The organism is Amycolatopsis tolypomycina (assembly GCF_900105945.1).
In the GTDB taxonomy this organism is placed as follows: domain Bacteria; phylum Actinomycetota; class Actinomycetes; order Mycobacteriales; family Pseudonocardiaceae; genus Amycolatopsis; species Amycolatopsis tolypomycina.
The window spans coordinates 3,043,760-3,068,599 of the sequence record NZ_FNSO01000004.1 but is presented as its reverse complement, the minus strand read 5'-3'; the positions used below and the strand labels follow the sequence as shown (position 1 = coordinate 3,068,599).

At 71.5% G+C, this 24,840-nt stretch carries 20 protein-coding genes and 1 tRNA gene; 16 read left to right on the top strand and 5 right to left on the bottom strand.

Features of this window, described 5'->3' with window-relative positions; genetic code table 11:
- The first annotated feature begins 68 nt into the window (after nucleotides 1–68).
- Genes BLW76_RS24095 through BLW76_RS24085 form a run of 3 tightly spaced genes read left to right on the top strand, consistent with a single transcriptional unit; the run spans nucleotide 69 to nucleotide 3,108 of the window.
- On the top strand, nucleotides 69–1,337 hold the full coding sequence (locus BLW76_RS24095) for an extracellular solute-binding protein (RefSeq protein WP_091311200.1): 1,269 nt from the start codon (nucleotides 69–71) through the stop codon (nucleotides 1,335–1,337).
- Complete coding sequence (locus BLW76_RS24090; RefSeq protein WP_091311197.1) at nucleotides 1,319–2,272, top strand: carbohydrate ABC transporter permease; 954 nt, start codon at nucleotides 1,319–1,321, stop codon at nucleotides 2,270–2,272. Before BLW76_RS24095 ends, BLW76_RS24090 begins: the two co-directional genes overlap by 19 nt.
- Nucleotides 2,269–3,108 (top strand): carbohydrate ABC transporter permease, encoded by an 840-nt coding sequence (locus BLW76_RS24085; RefSeq protein ID WP_167384712.1) that lies wholly within the window; start codon nucleotides 2,269–2,271, stop codon nucleotides 3,106–3,108. Before BLW76_RS24090 ends, BLW76_RS24085 begins: the two co-directional genes overlap by 4 nt.
- Before the next feature lie 694 nt (nucleotides 3,109–3,802).
- Here the strand turns inward: BLW76_RS24085 and BLW76_RS24080 are convergent.
- A complete protein-coding gene (locus tag BLW76_RS24080) occupies nucleotides 3,803–5,440 on the bottom strand; it encodes an ABC-F family ATP-binding cassette domain-containing protein (RefSeq protein ID WP_091311194.1) in 1,638 nt (545 codons plus the stop codon).
- Nucleotides 5,441–5,602: 162 nt separating this feature from the next.
- Between BLW76_RS24080 and BLW76_RS24075 the strand changes: the two genes are divergently transcribed.
- From BLW76_RS24075 to BLW76_RS24055, 5 genes are all read left to right on the top strand, one after another.
- Nucleotides 5,603–6,514, top strand: coding sequence for a PaaX family transcriptional regulator (locus BLW76_RS24075; RefSeq protein ID WP_279627738.1), 912 nt, complete (start codon nucleotides 5,603–5,605; stop codon nucleotides 6,512–6,514).
- A 2-nt stretch (nucleotides 6,515–6,516) separates the two neighbouring features.
- Complete coding sequence (locus BLW76_RS24070; protein ID WP_167384711.1) at nucleotides 6,517–7,296, top strand: enoyl-CoA hydratase/isomerase family protein; 780 nt, start codon at nucleotides 6,517–6,519, stop codon at nucleotides 7,294–7,296.
- Between the two features lie 159 nt (nucleotides 7,297–7,455).
- A complete protein-coding gene (locus tag BLW76_RS24065) occupies nucleotides 7,456–9,669 on the top strand; it encodes a glycosyl hydrolase family 18 protein (RefSeq protein ID WP_091319793.1) in 2,214 nt (737 codons plus the stop codon).
- Nucleotides 9,670–9,814: 145 nt separating this feature from the next.
- Nucleotides 9,815–10,978, top strand: a complete 1,164-nt coding sequence (locus BLW76_RS24060; RefSeq protein ID WP_091311189.1) for an alginate lyase family protein — start codon at nucleotides 9,815–9,817, stop codon at nucleotides 10,976–10,978.
- Between the two features lie 118 nt (nucleotides 10,979–11,096).
- Nucleotides 11,097–11,170: transfer RNA gene (locus tag BLW76_RS24055), tRNA-Pro, on the top strand.
- Between the two features lie 52 nt (nucleotides 11,171–11,222).
- Here the strand turns inward: BLW76_RS24055 and BLW76_RS24050 are convergent.
- The 3 genes from BLW76_RS24050 to BLW76_RS24040 all read right to left on the bottom strand — a co-directional run bounded on the left by BLW76_RS24050 (nucleotide 11,223) and on the right by BLW76_RS24040 (nucleotide 13,367).
- Nucleotides 11,223–11,732 (bottom strand): DUF4142 domain-containing protein, encoded by a 510-nt coding sequence (locus BLW76_RS24050; RefSeq protein ID WP_167384710.1) that lies wholly within the window; start codon nucleotides 11,730–11,732, stop codon nucleotides 11,223–11,225.
- A 139-nt stretch (nucleotides 11,733–11,871) separates the two neighbouring features.
- Entirely contained in the window at nucleotides 11,872–12,894 is a 1,023-nt protein-coding gene (locus tag BLW76_RS24045) for an alpha/beta hydrolase (RefSeq protein WP_091311185.1), read from the bottom strand.
- A gap of 245 nt (nucleotides 12,895–13,139) precedes the next feature.
- On the bottom strand, nucleotides 13,140–13,367 hold the full coding sequence (locus BLW76_RS24040; protein WP_091311182.1) for a hypothetical protein: 228 nt from the start codon (nucleotides 13,365–13,367) through the stop codon (nucleotides 13,140–13,142).
- A gap of 134 nt (nucleotides 13,368–13,501) precedes the next feature.
- On the opposite strand from BLW76_RS24040, the gene BLW76_RS24035 reads away from it, so the two are divergent.
- The 8 genes from BLW76_RS24035 (at nucleotide 13,502) to BLW76_RS24000 (ending at nucleotide 23,422) form a co-directional block, all read left to right on the top strand.
- Nucleotides 13,502–14,350 (top strand): helix-turn-helix domain-containing protein, encoded by an 849-nt coding sequence (locus BLW76_RS24035; RefSeq protein WP_208613368.1) that lies wholly within the window; start codon nucleotides 13,502–13,504, stop codon nucleotides 14,348–14,350.
- Nucleotides 14,351–14,479: 129 nt separating this feature from the next.
- Nucleotides 14,480–15,052 carry a TetR/AcrR family transcriptional regulator gene (locus BLW76_RS24030; RefSeq protein WP_167384709.1) on the top strand — a complete coding sequence of 191 codons (573 nt, stop codon included), beginning with the start codon at nucleotides 14,480–14,482 and terminating at the stop codon, nucleotides 15,050–15,052.
- Nucleotides 15,053–15,162: 110 nt separating this feature from the next.
- Entirely contained in the window at nucleotides 15,163–17,019 is a 1,857-nt protein-coding gene (locus tag BLW76_RS24025; protein ID WP_091311177.1) for a CocE/NonD family hydrolase, read from the top strand.
- Between the two features lie 30 nt (nucleotides 17,020–17,049).
- On the top strand, nucleotides 17,050–18,597 hold the full coding sequence (locus BLW76_RS24020) for an ABC transporter substrate-binding protein (RefSeq protein ID WP_091311175.1): 1,548 nt from the start codon (nucleotides 17,050–17,052) through the stop codon (nucleotides 18,595–18,597).
- Nucleotides 18,594–19,934 (top strand): GH1 family beta-glucosidase, encoded by a 1,341-nt coding sequence (locus BLW76_RS24015; protein ID WP_091311172.1) that lies wholly within the window; start codon nucleotides 18,594–18,596, stop codon nucleotides 19,932–19,934. The genes BLW76_RS24020 and BLW76_RS24015 overlap by 4 nt, the downstream gene beginning before the upstream one ends.
- Nucleotides 19,922–20,863: an ABC transporter permease gene (locus BLW76_RS24010; protein ID WP_091311170.1), complete on the top strand. Its 942-nt coding sequence runs from the start codon at nucleotides 19,922–19,924 to the stop codon at nucleotides 20,861–20,863. The genes BLW76_RS24015 and BLW76_RS24010 overlap by 13 nt, the downstream gene beginning before the upstream one ends.
- A complete protein-coding gene (locus tag BLW76_RS24005) occupies nucleotides 20,860–22,743 on the top strand; it encodes a dipeptide/oligopeptide/nickel ABC transporter permease/ATP-binding protein (RefSeq protein ID WP_208613367.1) in 1,884 nt (627 codons plus the stop codon). The genes BLW76_RS24010 and BLW76_RS24005 overlap by 4 nt, the downstream gene beginning before the upstream one ends.
- On the top strand, nucleotides 22,730–23,422 hold the full coding sequence (locus tag BLW76_RS24000) for an ABC transporter ATP-binding protein (RefSeq protein ID WP_208613366.1): 693 nt from the start codon (nucleotides 22,730–22,732) through the stop codon (nucleotides 23,420–23,422). Before BLW76_RS24005 ends, BLW76_RS24000 begins: the two co-directional genes overlap by 14 nt.
- Before the next feature lie 39 nt (nucleotides 23,423–23,461).
- On the opposite strand, the gene BLW76_RS23995 is transcribed toward BLW76_RS24000, so the two are convergent.
- Nucleotides 23,462–24,724 (bottom strand): glycosyltransferase, encoded by a 1,263-nt coding sequence (locus tag BLW76_RS23995; RefSeq protein WP_208613365.1) that lies wholly within the window; start codon nucleotides 24,722–24,724, stop codon nucleotides 23,462–23,464.
- Nucleotides 24,725–24,840 lie beyond the last annotated feature (116 nt).

Sequence of the window (24,840 nt, the reverse complement as noted above, 5' to 3'; positions counted from 1 at the left end):
CAAGGCGCTTGACAGCCCACCAGAGGTCAGATCAAATGCGTCATACATCACATATGGTGGGAGGCTCGATGAGAAGGTCACTGGCGCTGGGCGCGGCGGCGCTCCTGGCGGTGAGCGCGTGCTCGGTCGGCTCGAACACCGGCGGCGCCGACGCGGAGATCACCTTCCTGACGTTCGAAACCCCGAACCTCACGCCGGCCTACTGGGACGCCGCCATCAAGCGCGTCACGGACAAGAACCCGGGCGTCAGGGTGAAGAAGCTCGTCGCGCCGACCGCCGACGGGCGGACGTCGTACGCGAAGCAGCTGCTGCAGTCCGGCCAGTTCCCGGATGTGATGATCGCCGTCGACTCCGCCGGCTTCGCCGAAGCGGGCAACCTCTACGCGTGGACGCCCGAGGAACTGAAGGACTTCCAGTTCCCGCAGGCCAACCCGGTGAACGGCAGGTTCTACCAGCTGCCGGCCAACACCCAGACGATCCCACCGGTCTACTACAACAAGAGGATGTTTGCCGACGCGGGCATCGCGGCGCCGCCGAAGACGTGGGACGAGCTGCTCGCCGACGCCGCCCGCCTCAAGGACAAGGGCTACGCACCGTTCACCATCGGCGGCGGCAAGGACGGCTTCCCGTCGTCGATGATCCTGTCCGGGCTGGTGAGCACCGAGGTCTACGCCACGATGCCGGACTGGCTGACGCAACGCCGTCAGGACAAGGTGAAGTTCGCCGATCCCGCGTTCCAGCACGCGTTCTCGAAGCTCGCGGACCTCGCGGCGAAGGGGTACGTGGACAAGACGAGCGTGTCGCGCGACTACGCGGCGACCGAGCAGGCGTTCCTCGACGGCCAGGGCGCGATGTACCCGATGGGCAACTGGTTCGCCGCCAACGCCGACTCGAAGAAGCACGACTTCGAGGTGGGCGTGTTCAACTTCCCCACCGAGGACGGCAGGCTCGTCGTCCCGGCGTACACCGGTGGCGGCATGATCGTGAACGCCAAGGCCGCGAACCTCGACGCGGCCCGGAAGTTCGCACTGGGTTTCCAGCTCGACAAGGACCAGCTGGACGCGTCGGTCAAGGCGGACGGCCTGTTCCCGGCGATCAAGGGCTACACGCCGCCGCCCGGCGTCGGCGCGACCTTCAAGGCGGGCTACGAGCTGTATGCGCAGGCCGTGCGGCAGAACGCGGTGGTGCACGCGTTCCGGTGGGAGACCGCCGACGACGGGTTGCTGCCGGGAATGAAGGACAAGGTGGACCAGGCCGCCCAGGACGTCATCACCGGCCGCAAGTCGGTCGCGGAGGCGTGCGCGTTCCTGGACACCGAGTGGGCGAAGGCGGGCTGACGTCCTTGACCGCCGTCATCGCACCGCCGTCCCCGCCCCGCCCGGCCGCCCGCCGCCGGCCGTTCTTGCCGCGGCTGACGCATTTCGCGTCGTTCGGCGCACCGGGCGTGCTCGTGTATCTGTGCTTCGTGATGGCGCCGATCCTGATCAGTGTCGGCTACAGCCTGACGAACTACAACCCGTTCAAGCCACCGGTGAAGTTCGTCGGCCTCGCCAATTACCGCCTGCTGTTCACCGACGCGCAGTTCCTGACGGCCCTGCAGGTGACGACGATCCTGACGGTGATCGTCGTGGTCGTGCCGAACGTGCTGGGTCTCGGGGTGGCGTTGCTGCTGGACCGCAAGGGCTGGCTGTACAACGCTTTGCGGAGCGTGTTCTTCACGCCGGTGATCCTCAGTTCGGTGGTGGTGTCGATCGTGTGGTCCCGGTTGCTCGACGACCGCGGGCCGGTGAACACTCTGCTGCGTTCGCTCGGGGTTTCGGACCCGCCGGGCTGGCTGTCCGATCCGGACGTGGCGCTGTATTCGGTGGCGTCGATCGTGTGCTGGCAGATGCTGGGGTTCTGCGTGGTGGTGTACCTGGCGGGGTTGCAGGGGGTGCCACCGGAGCTGCTGGAGGCGGCGGAGATCGACGGCGCGGGCCCGGCGCGCCGGTTCCGGGCGGTGACGTGGCCGCTGCTGGCGCCGTCGCTGACGATCAACACGGTGGTGCTGTTGATCTCGGCGTTCAAGACGTACGACTACGTGAAGGTGATCACCAACGGCGGCCCCGGTTCCGGCGCCACGGCGACGATCGCGTTCAACGTGCTGCAGACGGGGTTCGACTCCAACCACGTCGGTTACGCGTCGGCGATGGCCGTGGTGATGCTGGTGATCGTGGCCGTGGTGACGTCGGTGGTGTTGAACTTCCTGCGCCGCCGGGAGGTGGACCTGTGAGCACGGCCCGTTCCGGTCCTCGTTCGCTGGTCCGGCCCACGTTCGCGTTGCTGGCCGGCGCGGTGTTCTTCGTGCCGTTGTATTTGGTGCTGGCCAACGTGTTCAAGCGGGGCGAGCGGATCGCCCCGTCACCGGCGTCGCTGCCGGCCCCGCCGACGCTGGCGAACATCCAGGCGGTGCTGACCCGCCCGGACGGGTTGTTCTGGGTGAGCTTGACGAACAGCATCGTGGTGACGGTGCTGTCGATCCTGGCACTGACGGTCCTGTCGGCCATGCTCGGCCACTACCTGGCCCGCTCGACGCGGCGGTGGACGAAGGTCCTGACACTGGTCCTGCTGGCCGGGCTGATGATCCCTCCGCAGGTGATCCTGATCCCGATCACGGACGTCCTCCGCGTCACCCACCTCATGGCGACGTTGCAGGGGCTGATCCTGTTCAACGTGGGGTATTACGTGCCGTTCGGGGTGTTCGTGTTCACGGGGTTCATCCGGGGCGTGCCGGTGGAGCTGGAGGAAGCGGCCCTGCTCGACGGAGCAAGCCGGATGCAGGCTTTCTGGCGAGTGGTCTTCCCATTGCTCCGCCCGGCCACGGCGTCGGTCCTGATCTTCCTGGGCGTCTGGATCTGGAACGACTTCATCGACCCGTTGATCATCTTGGGCCCCAGCCAGGGAACAACGATCACGACGGGCATCTATCGCTCGATCGGCCAGTACCAGGCGGACTTCGGGAGCGTGTTCGCCCTGATGTTCCTGGCGACGCTGCCGGTGTTGATCTTTTATCTGGCGTTGCAGAAGCAGTTCGTGAAGGGCCTGACCGGCGGGGCGACCAAAGGGTGAGCAGTGCTCTCTCGGGAGATCACTGCTCGCGCACAGACGGAGCGGTGCTCACATTCGAGAGCACCGCTCACAAATCCTCCGCAGACGTCCGCGAGCACCGCTCACCCTAGAGAGCAGTGCTCACGTAGAGAACACCGCTCATCCCCCCAACAGCGGCGACCGCTCCACTTCGAGAGCACCGCTCTCGCTTCAGAGCAGGAGTCACTGAATCGAGAGCACCGCTCGCGAGTAACAGCAGGCACTGCTCACAACCGAGAGCACCGCTCTCCCTTCGCTCATAACGGTATTCACAACAGAGAGCACTGCTCTCATGATCCACAACCGGAAGCACGCCCTCACGCTGGCGCGCGTGGCGATCGAATCGAGCGCGCCACCGAGAGCACCGCCCCGCCCCGGCCACCCTGGTCCGCCCTGGAGCGTCGCTCTCATCAGAGAGCACTGCTCTCACCCGACAGCGCATGCCTCACAACAAAGAGCACTGCTCGCGCCAGGCAACACGAAGCCACACCGAGAGCGCCGCTCACTGAAAAGTGCACCGCTCACGCCGCCTCGAGCGCAGCGCTCCAAAGCGAGAGCACCGCTCACAGCACATCAGGGAGCAGGGAGCAGGGAGCAGGGAGCAGGGAGCAGGGAGCAGCGATCAATTTCGAGAGCACTGCTCACAAATCGAGCAAGGCACCAGAGAGCCGTGCGATCACAGCTCACTCACCTTCCCGCCCTCAACAACCAACCGCCGAGTCACCTGCACGGCATCCAGCATCCGGCGATCATGGGTCACCAACAGCAGCGTCCCCGGATACTTGTCCAACGCCGCCTCCAGCTGCTCGATAGCCGGCAGGTCCAGATGGTTGGTCGGCTCATCCAAGACAAGCAAATTCACCCCACGCGCCTGCAACAACGCCAGCGCAGCACGCGTCCGCTCCCCCGGCGAGAGCGTCGCCGCCGAGCGAAGCACGTGGGCCGCCTTCAGGCCGAACTTGGCCAGCAGGGTCCTGACCTCCGCGTCCGCGAACTCCGGCACCTCCCGCGCGAACGCCACGGCGAGCGGCACGTCGTCCAGGAACAACCGGCGCGCCTGGTCGACCTCGCCGACCACGACGCCCGGGCCCAGCGCGGCCGCGCCCTCCGACAGCGGGGCCCGGCCCAGCAGTGCCGCCAGGAGGGTCGACTTGCCGGAGCCGTTCGCGCCCGTGATCGCGACCTTGTCCGCCCAGTCGATCTGCAGGTCGACCGGCCCGAGCGTGAACTCGCCGCGGCGGACCACCGCGCCGCGCAGGGTCGCCACCACCGCGCCCGCCCGTGGGGCCGCGGCGATCTCCATCCGCAGCTCCCACTCCTTGCGCGGCTCCTCGACCACCTCCAGCCGCTCGATCATGCGGTCCGTCTGCCGCGCCTTCGACGCCTGCTTCTCCGTCGCCTCCGTGCGGAACTTGCGGGCCGCCTTGTCGTTGTCCGGCTGCTTCCGGCGGGCGTTCTTCACGCCCTTCTCCATCCACGCCCGCTGCATCCGCCCGCGCGCCTCCAGCGAGGCCTTCGTGTCGGCGTACTCCTCGTACTCCTCCCGCGCGTGCCGGCGCGCGACCTCGCGCTCCTCGAGGTAGGACTCGTAACCGCCGCCGTAGACGTTCACCTGCTGCTGGGCCAGGTCCAGCTCGACGACGCGGTCCACCGTGCGGGCCAGGAACTCGCGGTCGTGGCTCACCAGCACCGTCGCCGCGCGGAGACCCGACACGAACCGCTCCAGGCGGGCCAGGCCGTCCAGGTCGAGGTCGTTCGTCGGCTCGTCGAGCAGGAAGACGTCGTAGCGGCTCAGCAGCAGCGACGCCAGCCCCGCCCGCGCCGCCTGGCCGCCCGACAGCGACGTCATCGGCTGGTCGAGGTCCACCGCCAAGCCCAGGTCGGCGGCCACTTCGGCGGCCCGGTCGTCGAGGTCGGCGCCGCCGAGGGCGAGCCAGCGGTCCAGGGCCGCCGCGTACAGGTCGTCCGCGCCCGCGGCGCCGTCGGTCAGCGCCGCGGTCGCCGCATCGAGCTCGGCCTGCGCCGCCGAAACGCCGGTGCGCCGCGCCAGGAAGGCCCGTACCGACTCGCCCTCCCGCCGCTCCGGCTCCTGCGGCAGGTGCCCGACCGTCGCCGACGGCGGGTTCAGGCGGACCTCGCCGCTGTCCGGCTTCGCGAGGCCGGCGAGGGTCCGCAGCAGGGTGGACTTGCCGGCGCCGTTGACGCCGACCAGGCCGACGACGTCGCCGGGTGCCACCACGAGATCGAGGCCGGAGAAGAGGATGCGGTCACCGTGGCCCGCGGCCAGGTCCTTCGCGACGAGAGTTGCGCTCATGAGGTAGCCGAGTCTACGACCCCGTGGTGAACTGTCAGATCAAGGTCAAAACCACCGACAGTGTGTGTCCTGTGGCGCTTTGATCACTCACTGTGGGTACCCTGTTAGGTTGTCAGTCCCGCAGCCCGTCAGTGCCGCAACACAGTGAGGTCGGTGAACAGCATGGGCGAGCCCGCTCCCCCGGTCATCCTCGGCCGCAGGCCGAAGCCGAGGGAAGGCCGCCCGTCCGCGCCGCGGCCCACGGTGAGCCGCCGCCGCGAGGTCAGTCACGCCAGCGCGCGGTCGCTGCTGATGACCGTCCTCGGCGAATACGCCCTCCCCCGCGACAAGCCGGTCTGGACCTCGATGCTCGTCGAGGTCCTCGGCATCCTCGACATCGAGGAGAAGTCGGCGCGGCAGGCGCTGGCCCGCTCCGCCGCCGAAGGCTGGGTGGTCTCCGAGCGCGTCGGGCGCCGCGTGCGCTGGTCGCTGACCCCGCCGGGGCGCCGCCTGCTGACCGAGGGCGCCGACCGGATCTACGCCTTCGGCCGCGAGGAACGCGCCTGGAACGGCCAGTGGCTGATGCTGATCGTCTCCGTCCCCGAGGCCAAGCGCGACCTGCGGCACCGGCTGCGCACCCGGCTGACCTGGGCGGGCTTCGGCTCGCCCGTGGCGGGCGTGTGGGTCAGCCCGGACCTGACCCGGCAGCGGGAGGCCCAGCAGATCGTCACCGAGCTCGGCCTCGAGGCGCAGGCGATGTCGTTCACCGCCGCGTACGGCGAGGTCGGCGAGCAGGAGTCCATGGTCGCCCGGTCCTGGGACCTGACCGACCTCAAGGATCGCTACGAGGACTTCATCGACCGCTTCACCGGCCTGCACCCGACCGGCGGCCGCGCGGTGCTGCGCGCGCAGACCGAGCTGGTCCACGAGTGGCGGCGGTTCCCGTTCCTCGACCCGCAGCTGCCCGCCGAACTGTTGCCGGCGAAGTGGAGCGGGACGAAGGCGGCGGAACTGTTCCATCACAAACACGTCGACTGGCGCCCGGAGGCCCAGCAGTATTGGGACGACATCGTCGAAGCCGAAGAAGCAGGGTGACTATGACTCAGCAGGTCCGCCTCGATCGTGACGGCGGGCTCGCCGTCCTGACCGTCGACGCTCCGCCGTTGAACCTCTACACGGCTTCGCTGCAGTCCTCGCTGGCTTCCGCGATCGGCGAGCTGGAAGCCGAACCCGCGCGGGCGCTGCTGATCCGCGCCGAAGGCAAGATCGTCAGCGGCGGCGTCGACGTCTCGCTGTTCGACGCCCAGGGTTCGCCCGCCGAGGCGAAGGTCCTGTTCGACGAGATGCTCGCGGTGCCGGACCGGATCGCCGCGCTGCCGTTCCCCACGGTGTTCGCCGCGCACGGCCTGTGCCTGACCTGGGCATTCGAGGTGGCCGTGGCCTGCGACGTCATCCTCGCCGCCGAGCGCGCGAAGTTCGGCCTGGTCGAGAAGGTCGTCGGGCTGACGCCGACCATGGGCGGCACCCAGCGGCTGGCCGCGCGGGCCGGTGTCGGGCGCGCCAAGGAGTTCGTCATGACCGGCGACACCTACGACGCTGCGACGCTGGAGCGCTGGAACGTCGTCAACCGCGTCCTGCCGAGCGAAGGCTTCGACGACGCCGCGCGCGCCTTCGCCCGGCGGCTGGCCGAGGGGCCGACCCGCGCCCACGCGGCGACCAAGCGCGTCCTCGACCACTTCTCCGCCGGTGGCGTCCCCGAGGCGAACGCCCACATCACGACGATCGCGGCCGAGCTGTTCGAGACCGAGGACCTGCGCAACGCCGTGAAGTCGTTCCTCGCCGACGGTCCGGGGAAGGCGACCTTCTCGGGGCGTTAACACTCCGTTCGGACACCGCTAGCCGCCGTTCGGGCGTGCGCGGTTCTCCCCGCGCCGGGTTACATTCGATGTGGTCTAGACCACATCGGATTCCCTCGTGCCGCTTGGAGAACCGCCATGAGACGCACTCCCGCACGACTACGCTCCGCTCTCGCCGCCCTGCTCGTCGCGCTGGGCGGCACCGCGGCGCTCGCGCCCACGGCCGCCGCGGCCGGTTCGCTGACCGCCACCCTGGCCATGAGCGGCACCACCGGTACGTACACGGTCGCCAACACCGGGACGGCGTCGGTGAGCAACTGGGCGATCACGTTCACGCTGCCCGCCGGCGTCACCGCGTCGACCGGCGAAAACGGCACGGTGACCCAGAACGGCACCCAGGTCACGCTGACGCCCGCGTACTACATCGCGACGCTGGCGCCGGGCCGCACCACCTACCCGTACAGCCCGACTTTCCGGCTCAGCACCGCCGCGACGCCGACGCAGTGCCGCGTCGACAACGCGAACTGCGACGGTTCACCGGACACGCCACCGGGCGCGCCGGCGAACCTGCGGCTGGTCGCGAAGACGACCAAGACCGTTGCGCTGGCTTGGAACCCCTCGGCCGCCGGTTCGCTCCCGGTGACCGGGTACGACGTCTACCAAGGCGCTTCCCTGGCCGTTTCGGTCACCGGGACGAGCGCCACCGTTTCCGGGCTCGCACCGGGCACGGCGTACTCGTTCACGGTCAAAGCGCGCGACGGCAAGGGCACCACCTCTCCGGCGAGCGCCGCCCTGGCCGTGACGACGAACAACCCGGCCGATGACACGACGCCGCCGTCCGCGCCGAGCGGGGTGCGGTCGACGGGCGCCGACTCCGGCAGCGTTTCCCTGGCCTGGACGGCGTCGACGGACAACACCGGCGTCGTCGGCTACGACGTCTACCGCGGGTCCACTTTGGCCACGACGGTGACGACGACGTCGGCGGTCGTGACCGGGCTGGCACCGTCCACTTCGTACACGTTCACCGTCCGCGCCCGCGACGGCTACGACAACGTGTCGGCGCCGAGTGCCGCTGTGACGGCCAAGACCGGCGACATCGTCCCGGGTTACGCGAAGGTCGGGTACTTCGTACAGTGGGGCATCTACGGGCGCCAGTTCTTCGTCAAGAACCTCGAGACGTCCGGCGCGGCGGCGAAGCTGACCCACCTGCTGTACGCGTTCGAGAACATCGATCCGGTGAACCTGACGTGCCTGTCCGGGGTCACGAAGGGCACGACGGCCAACCCGCAGGACCCGAACCAGGGCGACGGCGCCGGTGACGCCGAGGCCGACTACTCGCGGCCGTTCTCCGCGGCGCAGTCGGTGGACGGCGTGGCCGACACCGGCTGGGAGTCGCTGCGCGGCAACTTCAACCAGCTCAAGAAGCTCAAGGCGAAGCACCCGAACCTGAAGGTGCTGGTGTCGCTCGGTGGCTGGACGTACTCGAAGTACTTCTCCGACGTCGCCGCGACCGACGCGTCGCGCAAGAAGTTCGTCGCGTCCTGTGTGGACACCTGGTTGAAGGGCAACATCGCGCCCTACGGCGGCGCCGGCGGGCCGGGTACCGCGGCCGGCATCTTCGACGGCATCGACGTCGACTGGGAGTGGCCCGGCAGTCCCGACGGCCACCCCGGCAACCACTGGAGCCCGAACGACAAGGCCAACCTGACGGCGCTGCTCGCCGAGTTCCGCGCGCAGCTGGACGCCTACGGGGCGACCACCGGCAAGCGGTACCAGCTGCACGCGTTCACCCCGGCAGACCCGGCGAAAGTCGCTTCGGGCTGGGACGTGCCCAAGATCTTCGACTACCTCGACGTCGCGAACGTGCAGGGCTACGACTTCCACGGGGCAGGCAGTGACAATTCGTGGGAGCCCAACCGCACCGGTCACCAGGGCAATCTGTACGCCGACGCGGACGACCCGTACAACTTCCACTTCAGTGCGGAAAGCGCGATCAATGCGTACACGAACGCCGGCGTCGACCCGCGGCGGCTGACGCTCGGCCTGGCGTTCTACGGCCGCGGCTGGCAGGGCGTCGCCGACGGCGGGAAGAGCGGCGAATGGCAGTCGGCGACCGGCGCGGCGCCGGGCCAGTTCGCCGAGGAAGCCGGCACGCGCGGGTACGCGAACCTGGTGGCGAGCGTGCCGGGCTGCACGGTCCGCCACGACACGGCCGCCGTCGCGACGTCGTGCTATACCGGCAACGGCGGGCAGTGGTGGACGTTCGACGACGCCTGGTCGATCGGGCAGAAGACCACGTGGCTCAAGGCGCGCGGGCTGCTCGGCGTGATGGCGTGGGAGATGTCGGGCGACACCGGCGTCCTGATGAACGCGGTGAGCGCCGGTCTCGGCTGAGCGATTTTGTTCAGCCCGCTGAACGCACCTGTTCAGCGGGCTGAACGCTTTCTTTGGAGCGCAGAGAAAAGCTTGACCAATGGTGGTCTGGACCATGACACTGAGCCGGCGCGCACCCCTGGACACCGTCGTCTCGAGGAGAGCCATGTCCCGCTTCCGCACGGTCCTCGCGTTGGTCCCCCTGCTCCTGGGGCTGTTCGCCACCCCGGCCCCGGCGGCGCCGGCGACGTTCACCCACCCGGGCGTGCTGGTGAGCCGCCCGCAGCTGGACTTCGTCAAGGCCAAGGTGAACGCCGGCGCCCAGCCGTGGAAAGCGGCGTACGACCAGGCGCTGGCCAGTTCGTACGCGTCCCTTTCGCGGACGCCGAAACCGCGCGCGGTGGTCGAATGCGGCTCGTACTCGAACCCGAACTACGGCTGCACGGACGAGCGCGAAGACGCGATCGCGGCGTACACGGACGCCCTGATCTGGTACATCACGGGCGACGCGCGGTACGCGCAGAAGGCGATCGCGCTGATGGACGCGTGGTCGGCGGTGATCACGAGCCACACCAACAGCAACGCACCGCTGCAGACGGGCTGGGCGGGCTCGTCGTGGCCGCGCGCGGCGGAGATCATCAAGTACACGTATTCGAGCTGGCCGAATGCGGGCCGGTTCGCGACAATGCTGCGCAACGTGTATTTGAGCAAGGTCATCAACGGCAGCAACAGCAACGGCAACTGGGAACTGTCCATGATGGAGGCCGCGGTCGGCATCTCGGTGTTCCTGGAGGACAAGGCGAGCTACGACAAGGCGCTGACGCGCTACCGCAACCGCGTCGCGGCGTACGTGTACTTGTCTTCCGACGGCGCCCTGCCCAAGACGGTGCCGGGCAGCGGCCTCTCCTCGCGGGACCAGATCGTGAGCTACTGGCAGGGCCAGTCGACGTTCGTGGACGGCCTGACCCAGGAGACCTGCCGCGACTTCACCCACACGGGCTACGGCATAGCGGCCATAGCGGACGTGGCGGAGACACTCCGCATCCAGGGCGAGGACGTGTACGCCACGGACATCGGCACCCGCCTGCGCCAGGCCCTGGGCTTCCAGTCGAAGTACCAGCTGGGCACGGCGGCCCCGTCATGGCTGTGCGGCGGCCACCTGAACCTGGGCCTCGGCCCGGTGACGGAGGTGGGCTTCAACGCGCTGAACACCCGCATGGGCATCGCGATGACGAACACGCAGACACTGACGGAACGCCAGCGCCCGGCGGGCTCGAACAACCTGTTCGTGGCGTGGCAGACCCTGACGCACGCAGCGAACCCGGCGTGATCTTGACTCCCCGTCCCTCTGACCTGTTTCCGCAGGTCAGGCGGACGGGGGACCCTGCTTGCAGGGCCGTTTGGCGGGCACGCTAGAGTACTTCTCACGCACTCAGGGAGTGCGGGTCCGGGCTGTGGCGCAGTTTGGTAGCGCACTTGACTGGGGGTCAAGGGGTCGCAGGTTCAAATCCTGTCAGCCCGACGGACAAGCCACGTTCACGCAGGTGAACGTGGCTTTCGTCGTATCCGGGGCGTCACCGGCAAGCGTCCGTCGCCGCAAGCACCTCCTCCAGGTGGTGATGCAGCACCGGCGCCGCACGGGCCGCCAGGTCCTTCACCTCCGGTGACCACCCCTGCCGCGCTTCTCGCTCTATCGTGGCGATCGCCGAGATGTGTGCCTCCTGTTGGGCGTTCAGCCAGGCTTTGTCGAAGTCCGGGCCGGATCGGGCGGCCAGGTCGGCTATCCGGGGCAGCGGCTCGGGTACCGAATACAACGTCACCCCCTCGCGTGTCGCCACGCTCACCAGGTCTGCGTCCAGGGCCGTGTGGTGGGCCGCGAACTCGGGGGCGAGGCGGCGTACCTCCGCGCAGCTCGCGCGGTCGGTCAGGTGGCTCGTGATGATCTCGAACAAGTTGTTCTGGTGGGCCCGGTTCAGGTACTCGCGGTCCTCCGCCGACACGTCGGTGCGTGCCGGCGGCGGGGTCGCGGCTGCGGCTGCCGGGAACAGGGCGCAGAGCGAAACCGCCGCGGTCAGGGCTTTCATGGCGTTCTCCCGTGCTCGAGGGGCGGGCCTTGATCGTGCTGGACCCGTTGCCGCACAAGCAATCCGTGCGGCGAAGGGGACCATCCGATCAGTCGCCCCCCGGAACGCGGGAATCCCCTCAGCCGGGGGTAAGGGGGAATCAGCCGCCGAGCCGGAGGGGTTCGGTCAGCAGGGGGAACGACAGGTGCAGGGAACGCTGCCACCACGGCCAGTTGTGCGTGCCCGGGCCGTAGAAGTCCGTCGTCACCGTGGCGCCTGCCTCGCGCAGCCTGCGGGCCAGTGCCGTGTTCATCTCCGCGCACAACGGCTCGATGAACAGGTCCGGCGGCGTGCCCGGCGGGTCGAGGACGCCGGGCGTGCCGTTGCCGCACGCCAGGTACAGCGGGATTCCGGTCAGCTCGCGGGCCAGGTCGTACGGGTTGTGCGCCGCCCACACCCCCGCGTTGAGGTTCGGGTCGCCCCACAACGCCGTCGGGTCGTAGCCGTCCTTGACGAGGACGCCCTGGATCAGGCTCGGGCCGCGGGCGCCCTGGTAGGTCGTGTGCACCACGCCGCTGTAGGACGCCGCCGCGGCGAACATGCCCGGGTGTCGTCCCGCGTACGCCAGCGCGCCGAGGCCGCCCATCGACAGGCCCGCGATCGACCGGACCGGGCCCGCGCCGTAGCCGCGCTCGAGGATCTGGCGCAGTTCGGTCAGATGGAACGTCTCCCAGCGCGGCGGGCCGCCCGCGCCCCGGTTGAACCAGTCCGAATAGAACCCGTCCCGGCCGCCCGTGGGCATCACCACCAGCATGTCGGCGCCGCGGGTGAAGGTGGCGACGTCGGTCGAGCGCGTCCACGACGTATAGTCGTCGCCCGCGCCGTGGAGCAGGTACAGGACGGGCCACGTCCGGGTGGCGCCCGGCGTCCAGTCCGCCGGGTGCAGCAGCCGCACCATCGCCGTGGCCGCCAATGCCGGCGACTCGACGGTCAGGTCGAGCATGGTGGGGCTCAACCGCCGTTCGGCGAGCACGCGCGCCCCGGTGTCCGCCGCGCTCGCGGTCCGGGGTGCGGCGACGGCGAGCGCGGACAGCCCCGCGGCCGCGCCGAGGACGAACTTCCGCCGGGACACCCGGGACGGCGGGCGGTTCTGGGTCTGCCGGTCTTCGACGGGCCTGGGCATCGTTGCCTCCAGGGGTGTGGGGTGCGAGGTCCTGGCGTCCCCGGGCGTGCGCGGACGCGCCGGTGCGACCGGCTCGGGGACGCCAGGTGTGCGCAGGAGAGCCGACCGCTCTCCTGCCCCGTGCCGGGCGTGGACCGGCGCGGGAGACGGGCTCCCGGACGCGGCCGGGAGGGAGGGAGCCTGCGCGACGGGAGCCGCGCGCGGGCAGAGGGAAGTCAGGTGCCCGGGCCGCCGTCAGGGCACGGCTACCGGGAACGCCGCTGCGGCAGCTCCGGCGTTAACCGGTCCACCAGGAGCGCCGGTTCCTCTTCGGACGGTCCGGTGCGGCGATGCGCAGTGAACCGCTCGGCGGCCATCCGGGGCGAGGCCGGCCGGTCCTGCCGTGCGCCGGAAGTCCCGTCGTGCCAAGGCTCGACGACGGTGCGGGCCCGGGGACGGTCGGCCCCCTCGACATGGCGGTGGATGCTCGTCATGGCGACCTCCCGGACCTACGCGATACCGCCAAAGTGCCGTACCGTGGCAAAAATGTCCCATCGCGCCGGAGTACCGGCTACCCCCGCCTGAGGGGAGCGGGCCGGCGTTCGCGACGTTGTGCGAGGAGGCAGGCGTGAACCCGAACGCCACGGCCGACGACCGCCCGGAGATCTACCGCGCACTCGCCCGGATGCGCGACGCGACCGGCCTGCCGATCACCTTCGGCGGCGAGGTCGGCGGCGGGCGGCAGGTGAAGCTGAGCCAGATCGCGGGCCCGAACACCGGCGCGCTCCGCGGTGTCCGCCTCGAGTACGGGCGCGGGCTCGGCGGGAAGGCGGTGGCGCAGCGGCGGCCGGTCGTCGTCGACGACTACGTGCGCTCGCCCGGGATCAGCCACCACTACGACCACATCATCGTCGCCGAAGGGCTGCACGCGATGGTGGCCGTGCCGGTCGTGGTGACGCGGACCGTGCGCGGCGTGCTCTACGGGGCCCTGCGGAGCTCGATGCCGCTGGGCGACCGGGTGGTCCAGTCCGTCGTGGAGGCCGCGCGGGAGCTCGAGCAGAGCCTGGCCGTGCGCGACGAGGTGACCCGGCGGCTGGCCTGGCTCGACCGCTACGACGCCACCGACTGCCACCGGCCGCACTGGGAACTGGTTCGCGCCGCCTACGCCGAGCTGCGGATCCTCGCCCAAGACGTCACCGACCCCGTGCTGCGCGGCCGCGTCGGCACGGTGTGCGAGACGCTCGCCGCCGTTGCCGGGCGGCCGGGGCGGACCGGCACCGGCCCGGCGCTGTCGGCGCGGGAGCTCGACGTGCTCGCCTGCGCCGCGCTCGGCTGGACCAACCACCAGATCGCGGAGGATCTCGGGATCACCACCGAAACCGTGAAGAGCTACCTGCGCAGCGCGATGCGCAAGCTCGTCGCCCGCAGCCGGATGGAAGCCGTGGTCACCGCTCGCCGCTTCGGTCTTCTCCCATGAGGGTACCAGATGCGGTACGGTAGTACCGCGCGCCGCCTCGACCCCGGGCGTGTGCGAGGCTACGGAACCATGACCGCGAAGCCACCTTGGATGACGCCACCGGGAGCGCGTACGGCACGAAGCCGGCGCATGTCCGACGCCAAGCGCGAGGAGCTGATCCTGCGCCTGGAACGGCTTTTCCTGGACGAAGGCTTCGCGCGGCTCACCGTCGACGACCTGGCCAGCAGGCTGCAGTGCTCGAAGTCGACGCTGTACGCGGTGGCCGGCAGCAAGGAACAGCTCGTCGTGGTCGCCGTCCGGCACTTCTTCCAGGAGGCGGCCGCCCGGGTCGAGGAGAAGGTCGGGCCGATCACCGATCCCCCGCAGCGCATCGCCGAATACCTCGCCGGCCTCGGCTCGGAGCTGCGGCGGATGTCGCCGGAGTGCTACGCGGACCTGCTCACCTTCGAGGCGACCGCCGAGCTTTACGCCCGCCATTCGCTCGCCGCCGCGCACCGCGTCCGCGAGTCCATTCAGGACGGTGTCGCCTCCGGCGCGTTCCGCGCGGTCAACGCGGACTTCGTCGGCGCCGCGGTCAGCTTGCTCATCGACGGTATCCAGCACGGCGAGCTGCTCGACCGGTCGGGGCTGTCGATGGCCGACGCGTACACCGAACTCGGGGCGCTGGTGCTCGCCGCGCTGACCAACCAGGGCGTTCAGTAGCACTTCTCGTCTTCGCGAGGGCTTGCGTCGTCGCGGCGTCTGTGTCTAACGTACGGAATCCGGTACTGAAGTATTCGATCTAGTACCCACCGGCGACAGCGGAGGCGGCGATGCCTGCACGCACGGACACTGACCGGCGCCACGAAGTCGTGCTGCGGCGCGACGTCCGGATCCCGACCCCCGAGCCGGGAGTCACGCTTTCGGCCAACCTGTTCCGCCCCGACGGACCGGGGCCGTTCCCGTTGCTGGTCACCGTCCTGCCGTACCGGCGGGACATCGCGGCGCTGAACGGTTCGCCCACCGAGCGCTGGTTCGCCGAGCGCGGTTACGCGTCGCTGCTCGTCGACCTGCTCGGCACCGGCTCCTCCGACGGCGTTCCGCGGCCGCCGTTCGACCCCGGCGAGGCCGACGACGCGCTCGACGCCATCCGCTGGGGCGCCGGCCAGTCCTGGTGCAGCGGCGCGGTCGGCATGTGGGGCGGGTCCTACGGAGCCATCACGACCCTGCGCACCGCCGCCCGGCGGCCCGAAGCCCTCAAGGCGATCATCGCGCTCGAAGGCCCGACCGACCCCGGCCGCGAATTCGTCCACCCCGGCGGGGCGCGGGGCGCGTTCTCCCCGCTCGCTTCGTGGTCGGTGAGCACGCTGTTCAACCAGCTGCTGCCGCCGGTGGACGACTTCGCCGACCCGAACGAGCAGGCCCGCTGGCACCGGCGCCTGACGTTCGCGCCGTACGTGCTCGACCTGTTCCGCAACGGCCCCGGTTCCCCGGTGTGGCCGCGGCGGCGGATCGACGTCCCGGCCGTCGAAGTGCCCGCGCTGTGCGTCGCGGGCTGGCGGGACCTGTTCGTGGACGGTGCCGTCCGCGCGTACGAAGAACTGCGGGGCACCAAGGCGTTGCTCGCCGGGCCGTGGATGCACGTCATGCCGCAGGAGTGCCCGGTCACGCCGATCGACTTCCTCGAGATCGCCAAGTCCTGGTGGGACCGCTGGCTGCTCGGCGTCGACGCCGACAACGACGCCCCCGACGTTCGCATCCACGTCCAGGGCGACCGGCCCCGCTGGCTCGCCTTCGATTCCTGGCCGCCGGCAGGCACCGTCCGGACCGAGGACCTCGCCGGCTGGCAGCGGTCCGCGCCCCCCGCCCCGGATCCGGCCACCGGCCTGCAGTCCGGGCTGTGGGCGACCCCCGCCGGGCAGTTCGGGCTGCCGCTGGACCAGCACGGCGACGACAGCCGCAGCCTCGGCTACACCTCGCCGCCGCTGCCCCGGCCCTGGCTGATCGGCGGACGGCCGTCGGTGACGCTGACCCGGCCGTGGCCGCGCGTGTCGGTGAAGCTCACCGACGTCGACCCGGCCGGGCGGTCGGTGCTGATCTGCGCCGGCCTCGCCTGCGGGACCGAGGACGAGCTCACCGTGCCGCTCACGCCGACGGCCTACGAAGTCGCCGCAGGACACCGGCTCCGCGTCGTCGTCGCGCCCGGCGACTTCCCGCGGGTCTGGCCGCAGGAGCCGCCCGAGGGCTGGCCGGTGGCACGGACGCTCACCCTGCCGGTCGCCGACGCCGCCTGCGGCCGCGCGTGCGCGCTGCCGGAGCCGGCCGAGCCCGCGCTCGCGGGCCTGGAACAGCAACTGGACGGCGAGCAGGCCGCGTCCTGGGAGATCACCGAAGACCTGTTGCGCGACACGGTTTCCCTGCGCCTGGCCGGCCGTCACCGGATCCGCCCGGAGGACGTGCCCGGCGGGCGGCACACCCTGGCGGTGGACCAGGAACTCACCGCCACCGCGCACCGGCTCGACCCCGCCGCGTCCACCGTCACCGGCCACATCACCGGCACCGTCGACACCGCGACCGGCGCCCACGTCACCGTCGACGTCACGGTCACCGCGACCGCGAACACCCTCGACGCCCACGGAAAAGTCGTCCAGGACGGCGTTTTCCTGCTCGACCGCCACTGGCGCGGCTGACCCGCCCCCAGCCCCAGCGAAAGGTCCCCCATGTCCTCCCCTGCCGTCCTTTCCCGCCGCGACTTCACCGTCGGCGGCCTGCTGCTCGCCGCCGGGCTGGCCGCCGCCGCGTGCGGCGGGCCGCCGGGTTCCCCCGCCGCGGACCGCACCCTGCGCATCGGCCAGTACTGGCCCCCGACCAGCCTCGACCCGGCGAAAGCGGGCGGGGAGTCGCAGTTCTTCCTGCAACCCGCCTACGACCCGCTGATCTACCGGGCGGCCGACGGCAGCTACCAGCCGCGGCTCGCCACGGCGTGGCGCTACCTGGGCACCGGCAACACCGCCTTCGAGATCACCTTGCGCGACGGCGTGACCTTCAGCGACGGCACCCCGCTGACCGCCGAGGGGCTCAAGGCGAGCATCGAGCACTTCCGCCGGTCCGCGGGGCAGGCCGCCGCCTTCCTCGCCCCGATCGCGACGATGACCGTGCCGGGACCGCTGGTGCTGCGGCTGGCGCTGCACCAGCCCCACCCGCTGCTGCCGTCGCTGTTCACCCAGGACTTCCTGGCCGGCGACGTGATCAGCCCGGCCGGTGCCGCGTCACCGGCCGGGCTGGCGACCGGCACCGCGGGTGCGGGGCCGTACGTCCTGCTGCCCGGTGAGACCGTCGCGAACGACCACTACACCTACGGCCCCAACCCGAAGTACTGGAACCCGGCGGGCCGGTTCTACGACAAGATCACCGTCAAGGTGCTCCCCAACGAGAACACCGCGCTCGCCGCGCTCAAGACCGGCCAGGTCGACGTCGTGGCCGGCAGCTACGCCATCGCGGGCGGCGCGAGAGCCGCCGGGTTCGCCATCGCGTCCAGTCCGGCGATCGTGATGGGCCTGCAGCTCAACGACCGGGCCGGCACCCTGTGCCCGCCGCTGGCCGACGTGCGGGTGCGCCAGGCACTGAACTTCGCGGTCGACCGGGCCAAGATCACCACCGCCCTGCTCGGCGAGTACGGCATCCCGGTCGACCAGCCCTCGGCGCCCGGCGAAGACGGCTTCCTCGAACAGCCCTTCTACGGCCACGATCCCGGTAAGGCCCGGCAGCTGCTGGCCGCGGCCGGGCACGCCGGCGGGTTCGCCCTGCCGGTGGTGATCCCGTCGACCCCCGCCTTCCCCGGCGACCTGGCCCAGGCGATCGCGTCGGACCTGCAGCAGGTCGGCGTCACGCTGCGGATCACGGCCAAGGACCCCGCGTCCGCCAACACCGAGCTCACCCGGTTCCCGGCCTCCAGCATGGGCTGGGGCGTGCTGCCCGCCTACTTCATGGGCCGCGGGCTCTGGCTGAAGGACGCGATCGGGATGAACCCCTTCCGCAGCAGCGATCCCGAGCTGGAAAGCCTCGACCGGCGCGCCGCGGCGGCCGACGACGCCGCCCGCCCCGCCCTCGACCGGCAGATCATCCGGCGCGTTGTCGAGCTGGGCTGGTTCCTGCCGGTGTGCCTGAGCCCGGGCCTGCTGTTCTACCGCGACACGGTGGGCGTGGACCCGGTGCCCGGGCAGCCGTTCCCGAGCGTCGCCTCCTGGCACCCGGCGGCCCGGGCATGACCGACCCTGACCCGCTGTTCCCGCTCGCGTTCCGGTGGGGCGTCGCCACCGCCGCGTTCCAGATCGAAGGCGCCTGGAACGCCGACGGCAAGGGACCGTCCACCTGGGACACCCGCGCCCACCGCCCGGGCGGGCTGGCCGGCGGCGCCACCGGGGACGTCGCCTGCGACCACTACCACCGGCTGACCGAGGACCTCGACCTGATGGCCGGGCTCGGCATCGGCAGCTACCGGTTCTCGGTGTCCTGGCCGCGGGTCCAGCCCACCGGGCGCGGCCGCTGGAACGGCCGCGGGCTGGCCTTCTACGACCGGCTGGTCGACGGCCTGCTGACGCGGAACATCGAGCCGCTGCTCACGATCTACCACTGGGACCACCCGCAGCCGGTCGAGGACGCCGGCGGGTGGGCCGTGCGCGACACCGCGGCCCGGTTCGCCGACTACGCCGAAGGGCTCGCGGTCCGCCTCGGCGACCGCGTCCGGCGCTGGCTCACGCTCAACGAGCCGCTTTCGGTGATGCACGCGGAAATGAGCGGCCCGCCGGGGCCGTCGTCGCGGGAGCACGGGCTGCGCGTCGCCCACCACCAGCTGCTCGGGCACGGCCTCGCCGTCCCCCGGCTGCGGGCCCACGTGCCCGGCGCGGACGTCGGGATCAGCCTCAACCTGGCCGGGATGACCCCGGCGAGCGACCGGCCGGACGACGTCGCCGCGGCGGCGCGGGCGGAGGCGTACGAAGACCGGTTGTTCCTGGATCCCCTGCTGCGCGGGGACTACCCGCACCTCGACGGCACGCCGGTGATCGAGGCCGGCGACGCCGACCGCCTGCTCATCGCGGCGCCGTTGGATTTCGTCGGCGTCAACTGGTACGCGCCGGCCCGGATCGCCGCGTCGGCGACGGGGGTGTTCGGCTACACCCGGGTGCCGGTGCCCGGCGCGGACACGAACGTGCTCGGCTGGCCGGTGGTGCCGGAGGACTTCGGCGCGCTGCTGGCCTGGCTGCGGGAGACCTACCCGGAGCTGCCCCCGATCGAGATCACCGAGAACGGCTACCCCGGCGTCGACGAGCTCGACGCCACGGGCTCGGTGCAGGACCTGCGGCGCGTCTCCTACCTGCGCACCTGCCTGAGCCAGGTCCGCGCCGCCCTCGACGCGGGCTCGGACATCCGCGGCTACCACGTCTGGTCGCTGCTGGACAACCTCGAATGGGACCACGGCTACCGCCCGCGCTTCGGCCTGGTGCACGTCGACTACGCGACGCTCGCCCGCACGCCCAAGGCGTCCTACCGGTGGTACACGCAGCTCGTCACCACCCGGAAGGACGGTTCGCCGTGCTCCGGCTGATCGCGCACCGCCTCGTCGTGTCGGTGGCGCTCGTGTTCGTCGTTTCGCTGGCGGCCTTCCTGCTGCAGTCCGCCGCCCCCGGCGACCTCGCCCGCGCCATCCTCGGGCAGAACTTCAGCGTCCAGGCCCACGAACAGCTGCGGCACCAGCTCGGCCTCGACCAGCCCCTGCTGGCGCAGTACGGGCGGTGGCTGCGGGACGCGCTGCGGGGCGACCTCGGCGCGTCGCCGATCAGCGGGCTCTCGGTGGCGGACGAGATCACCGGCCGGCTGCCGGTGACGCTGTCGCTGATCGGCTGCGCCACGGCGGTGACCGCGTTCGTCGGCGTCGCGCTCGGCGTGGTCAGCGCCGTCCACGGCGGCCGGATCGGCCGGGTCGTCGACGTCCTTTCCCTGATCGGCTACGCGCTGCCGAGCTTCTGGTTCGCGCTCACGATGGTGACGCTCTTCGCGGTCACCGTGCAGCTGCTGCCCGCCACCGGGTACGTGGCACTGGGCGCGTCGCCCGCGGGGTGGGCGCGCAGCCTCGTGCTGCCGGTCGCGACGCTGGCGCTGCCCGGGATCGCGGTGTTCGCCAAGCAGACCCGCGACGCGATGCTGGCGGCGCTCTCCCGCGACTACGTGACGGCCCTGCGGGCCCACGGCGTCCCCGAGACGTCGGTGGTGCTGCGCCACGCACTACGCAACGCGGCGATCCCGGTGGTGACGCTGGTGGGGCTGACGTTCATCGGGCTGCTGAGCGGCACGGTGTTCGTCGAGTCGGTGTTCGCCATGCCCGGCCTGGGCGGGCTCGCCGTCCAGGCCACGTCCCTGCACGACATCCGGATGATCCAAGGCGTGGTGGTGGTGTTCACGGTGATCGTCGTCGTGGTCAACCTCGTGGTCGACCTCGCCTACGGCTGGCTCAACCCGAAGGCGCGGGTCCGGTGACGGCCGGCATCGAGGAGTTCGTCGCCCGGCGCGTCCACCCCGGGCGACGGTGGCTCGCCGCCTTCCGCCGCCCGCTCGCGTGGGCACCCCTCGGGTACCTCGTGCTGCTGGTCGCCGGGTCGGTGCTCGCGCCGGTCCTCGCGCCCCACAGCCCGGTCGCGACCGACCTGGACCACGTGCTCGCCGGGCCGGGTCCCGCGCACCCGCTCGGCACCGACGCGCTCGGCCGGGACGTGCTGACGAGGCTGCTGTACGGCGGGCAGATCAGCCTGCTGCACGCCGCGATCGTCGTCGCCACCGTGATCGCGGTGGGCGTCACCAGCGGCGTCGTCGCCGGCTACCTCGGCGGCTGGTTCGACCGGGTGTTCACCTGGGTCGTCGACGTGCTGCTGGCGATCCCGGTCCTGATGACGCTGCTGGTGGTGCTGGCCGTGGTGGGCGAGCACCAGACGGTCGTGATGATCGCGCTCGGCGTGCTCGTTTCGCCGGGCCTCGCGCGGGTGGTCCGCGGGGCGACTTTGGCGGTGCGCAAGGAGCTCTACGTCGCCGCCGCGCGGGTGTGCGGGCTGCCGCACCACCGGATCGTCGCCGCGCACGTCCTGCCGCGGATCGCCGGCCCGGTCGTCGTGCAGGTGTCGCTGCTGGCCGGCGGCGCGCTGCTCATCGACGCCGGGCTCAGCTACCTCGGGTTCGGCGCCCCGCCGCCGGACCCGACGTGGGGCGACATGATCGCGCAGGCGGCGGCGGTGATCGACCGGCAGCCGTGGCTGCTGGTCCCGCCGGGGGTCGTGCTCGGCCTGGCGATCCTGGCGTTCGGCCTGCTCGGCGACGTCGTCCGGGACGCGACCGCCGACCACCCGCCGTCGCCCGGCGAAGTGGTCACGCCGTCGCTGACCCCGCGGGACGAGCCGACGACGGCGCTGCTTTCGCTGCGGGACGTCGAGATCACCTTGCCCGGGCGGATCGTGGTGGAGGACTTGAGCCTGGACATCGGCCGCGGCGAAACCGTCGCGCTGGTCGGCGAGTCCGGCTGCGGCAAGTCGATCACCGGGCGCGCCCTGCTCGACCTGCTCCCGGCGGGCGGCGCGGTCACCGCCGGGAGCTTCCGCTTCGACGGCGTGGATCTCGCGCCGGCCGTGCCGCGCGCCCTGCGCGGCACGCGGATCGCGCTGATCTCGCAGGACCCGGTGGCGGCGCTCGACCCGGTGTGCACGGTCGGCCGCCAGGTGGCCGAGCTGGTCCGGCTGCGCCACGGCGGATCCCGCGCGTCGGTCCGGGCGCGGACCCTGGACCTGCTGCGCGACGTCAACCTGCCGGACGCCGTGGCCCGCCGCTACCCGCACGAGCTGTCCGGCGGCATGGCCCAGCGCGTCGCGATCGCGATGGCCCTGGCGGGGGAACCGAGCCTGCTCGTCGCCGACGAACCGACGACCGCGCTGGACGCGGGCGTGCAGGCGGAGGTGCTGGGCCTGCTCGGCACGCTGCAGGCCGAGCGCGGGATGGCGATCCTGCTGATCACGCACGACTGGTCGGTGGTTTCGTCGTTCTGCCGACGGGCGTACGTCATGTACGCGGGGCACATCGTGGAGTCCGGCCCGGTCGAGGACCTGCTGACGCAGCCGCGGCACCCCTACACCGAGGGCCTGCTCGGCGCGCTGCCCCGCCGCGCGCGGCCGGGCACGCGGCTGACGGCGATCCCCGGGTCGGTGCCGGAGCCGGGGCAGTGGCCGCGAGGCTGTCACTTCGCCCCGCGGTGCACCCTCGCGACCGCGGACTGCGAGGCCGCACCGATCCCGGTGGCCGAACCCGCCGCCGGGCACCGCACCCGGTGTCTCCACCACGCCAAGCTGCTGCCGGGAGGGGAACGTGCCTCTGCTTGAGCTCCAGGACCTGAGCGTCGGCTACCGGCCGCACCGCCCGGTGGTGGACGGCGTGAGCCTCACCGTCCGGCGCGGCGAAACGCTCGGGCTGCTCGGCGAGTCGGGCTCGGGGAAGTCGACGATCGGGCACGCGATCGTCGGCCTGGTCCGGCCTTCGGGCGGCCGGATCCTGTTCCGCGGCGAGGACATCGCCGGGACCCGGCGGCGCGAGCTGAGCAGGCACCTGCAGATCGTGTTCCAGGACCCGCACGGCTCGCTGAACCCGTCCCGCACGGTCGGCAGCACCCTCGCCGAGCCGCTGCGGGTGGTCGCCCGCCTCCCCCGCCGGGCGGCGGAGCAGCGGGTGGCCGCGGTCCTCGACCGGGTCGGCCTGCCCCCGGCGGCGGCGACCCGCCACCCCGGCGCGTTCTCCGGTGGGCAGCTGCAGCGGATCGCCATCGCCCGCGCGCTGGTGCTGGAGCCGGAGCTGGTGGTCTGCGACGAGCCGACCAGCGCGCTCGACCTGTCGGTGCAGGCGCAGGTCCTGAACCTGCTGCTGGACCTGCAGCAGCAGCTGGGGCTGAGTTACCTGTTCATTTCGCACGACATCGACGTGGTGCGGTTCTTCTGCCACCGGGTGGTGGTGCTGCGTGGTGGCCGGGTCGCCGAGCAGGTGCCTACGGCGCGCCGAACGTCATGAACGACTCTTTCATGGCGTCTGGTGTCAGGAAAGAGTCGTTCATGACATCGCTTCCAGGATCTTGACCGCGTGCCCGACACCGTCCTCCGCACGGATCAGCTCACCCAGCTCCTGCGCCCGGGCCGGGAGCGTCCCCGTCACGGCGTCCGTGATCGCTCGGGCCAGCCCCGCCGCCGTCAACTCCCGCAACGGCTGCGGCGGCGGGGCCACGCCCAACGCGAACAGCCGCCGTCCGAAGAACGGCTGGTCGAACATGAACGGGCAGACCACCTGGGGCCTGCCCGCGGCGAGGGCCGCCGCCGTTGTGCCCGCTCCGCCGTGGTGGACCACCGCTGCCGTGCGGGGGAAAAGCCAGTCGTGCGGGGCCTCCGGCAAGCAGAACACGTTGCCGCCCAAGCCTTCCGGGCGGATGCCACCACGGCCCACCGCGACGATCGCGCGGACACCCGTTTCGCGGAGGGCCGCCGCTACGAGGTGGCCCGTCCGGGCCGGTTCGCTGCCGACCATGCTGCCGAAGCCCAGGTAGACCGGCGGCTCGCCGGCCGCGAGGAAGGCCGCCAGGTCCGCCGGTGGTGTCCACGGGGCCGGGGGCAGGAAGAAGAACCCGGGCGTGTGCACCGGTTCCGGGTACCACGCGCGCGGCGGCAGCACGTGCCTGCTGAACGCCTGCAGCACCGGCGCCGGGGTGCCGTCGGGCCGCCGGAGCGGGTCGTGGGCGTGGCGGCGGCGGGGCAGGCCGAGCCCCGCTCGGCGGAACCGTCCCGGATTTCCGGTCAGGGCGCGGACGAACGTCCTGGTCGACGCGTACGACGCCCGGTTGAGCGCGGCCGGCAGCCGGTACGGGAACAGCGGGTCGGGGAACGACGGCGTCGGCACCCAGAACGGCTGCAGGCACACCGGGACCGCCGGGACGCCGAGCACCTCGGCGATCGCGTGGCCGGGGACGTTGACCTGGTGCACGACGAGATCGGCGTCGAGCGGCTCCCTGGCCAGCGCCGCGAGGTCGCCGAACACCCGCGTCATCGCCGCGCGGTTGCGGCGCAGCAGCCGCAGCCCGAGGCGTTTCCCGCGCAGGCCGCGGAAGTTGCGTTCGACCGCCTCCCACGCCGCCCGGTCGGCGACGAGCTTGTTCGTCCCGTCGTCGAGCGGGAACACCCGCGCGCAGAACGGCTCGGCGACCGCGGCCGACGACGCGGGCGCGGCCAGCACCACCTCGTGGCCGGCGCCGGTCAACGCGGCGGCGAGCGCGGCGAACGGCTGGACGTCGCCGCGGCTGCCGTGGGTCAGCAGCAGTACCTTCACGGATCTCCTTTCCTGGTACGACGCGGCGCCAGCGCCCCAATGTGGCATTGGGTGCGTCCAACGCACCGAACGCCACATTGGGTGCATCTGACGCACCGAACGCCACATTGGGGCGC

Bases quoted from the DNA above. Each gene is read 5' to 3' on its own strand.
- BLW76_RS24095 (WP_091311200.1), top strand. From the start codon at position 69: ATGAGAAGGTCACTGGCGCTGGGCGCGGCGGCGCTCCTGGCGGTGAGC.
- BLW76_RS24040 (WP_091311182.1), bottom strand. From the start codon at position 13,367: ATGACGAGCATCCACCGCCATGTCGAGGGGGCCGACCGTCCCCGGGCC.
- BLW76_RS24030 (WP_167384709.1), top strand. From the start codon at position 14,480: ATGTCCGACGCCAAGCGCGAGGAGCTGATCCTGCGCCTGGAACGGCTT.
- BLW76_RS24075 (WP_279627738.1), top strand. From the start codon at position 5,603: ATGGGCGAGCCCGCTCCCCCGGTCATCCTCGGCCGCAGGCCGAAGCCG.
- BLW76_RS24080 (WP_091311194.1), bottom strand. From the start codon at position 5,440: ATGAGCGCAACTCTCGTCGCGAAGGACCTGGCCGCGGGCCACGGTGAC.
- BLW76_RS24015 (WP_091311172.1), top strand. From the start codon at position 18,594: ATGACCGACCCTGACCCGCTGTTCCCGCTCGCGTTCCGGTGGGGCGTC.
- BLW76_RS24020 (WP_091311175.1), top strand. From the start codon at position 17,050: ATGTCCTCCCCTGCCGTCCTTTCCCGCCGCGACTTCACCGTCGGCGGC.
- BLW76_RS24060 (WP_091311189.1), top strand. From the start codon at position 9,815: ATGTCCCGCTTCCGCACGGTCCTCGCGTTGGTCCCCCTGCTCCTGGGG.
- BLW76_RS24070 (WP_167384711.1), top strand. From the start codon at position 6,517: ATGACTCAGCAGGTCCGCCTCGATCGTGACGGCGGGCTCGCCGTCCTG.
- BLW76_RS24025 (WP_091311177.1), top strand. From the start codon at position 15,163: ATGCCTGCACGCACGGACACTGACCGGCGCCACGAAGTCGTGCTGCGG.
- BLW76_RS24050 (WP_167384710.1), bottom strand. From the start codon at position 11,732: ATGAAAGCCCTGACCGCGGCGGTTTCGCTCTGCGCCCTGTTCCCGGCA.
- BLW76_RS24045 (WP_091311185.1), bottom strand. From the start codon at position 12,894: ATGCCCAGGCCCGTCGAAGACCGGCAGACCCAGAACCGCCCGCCGTCC.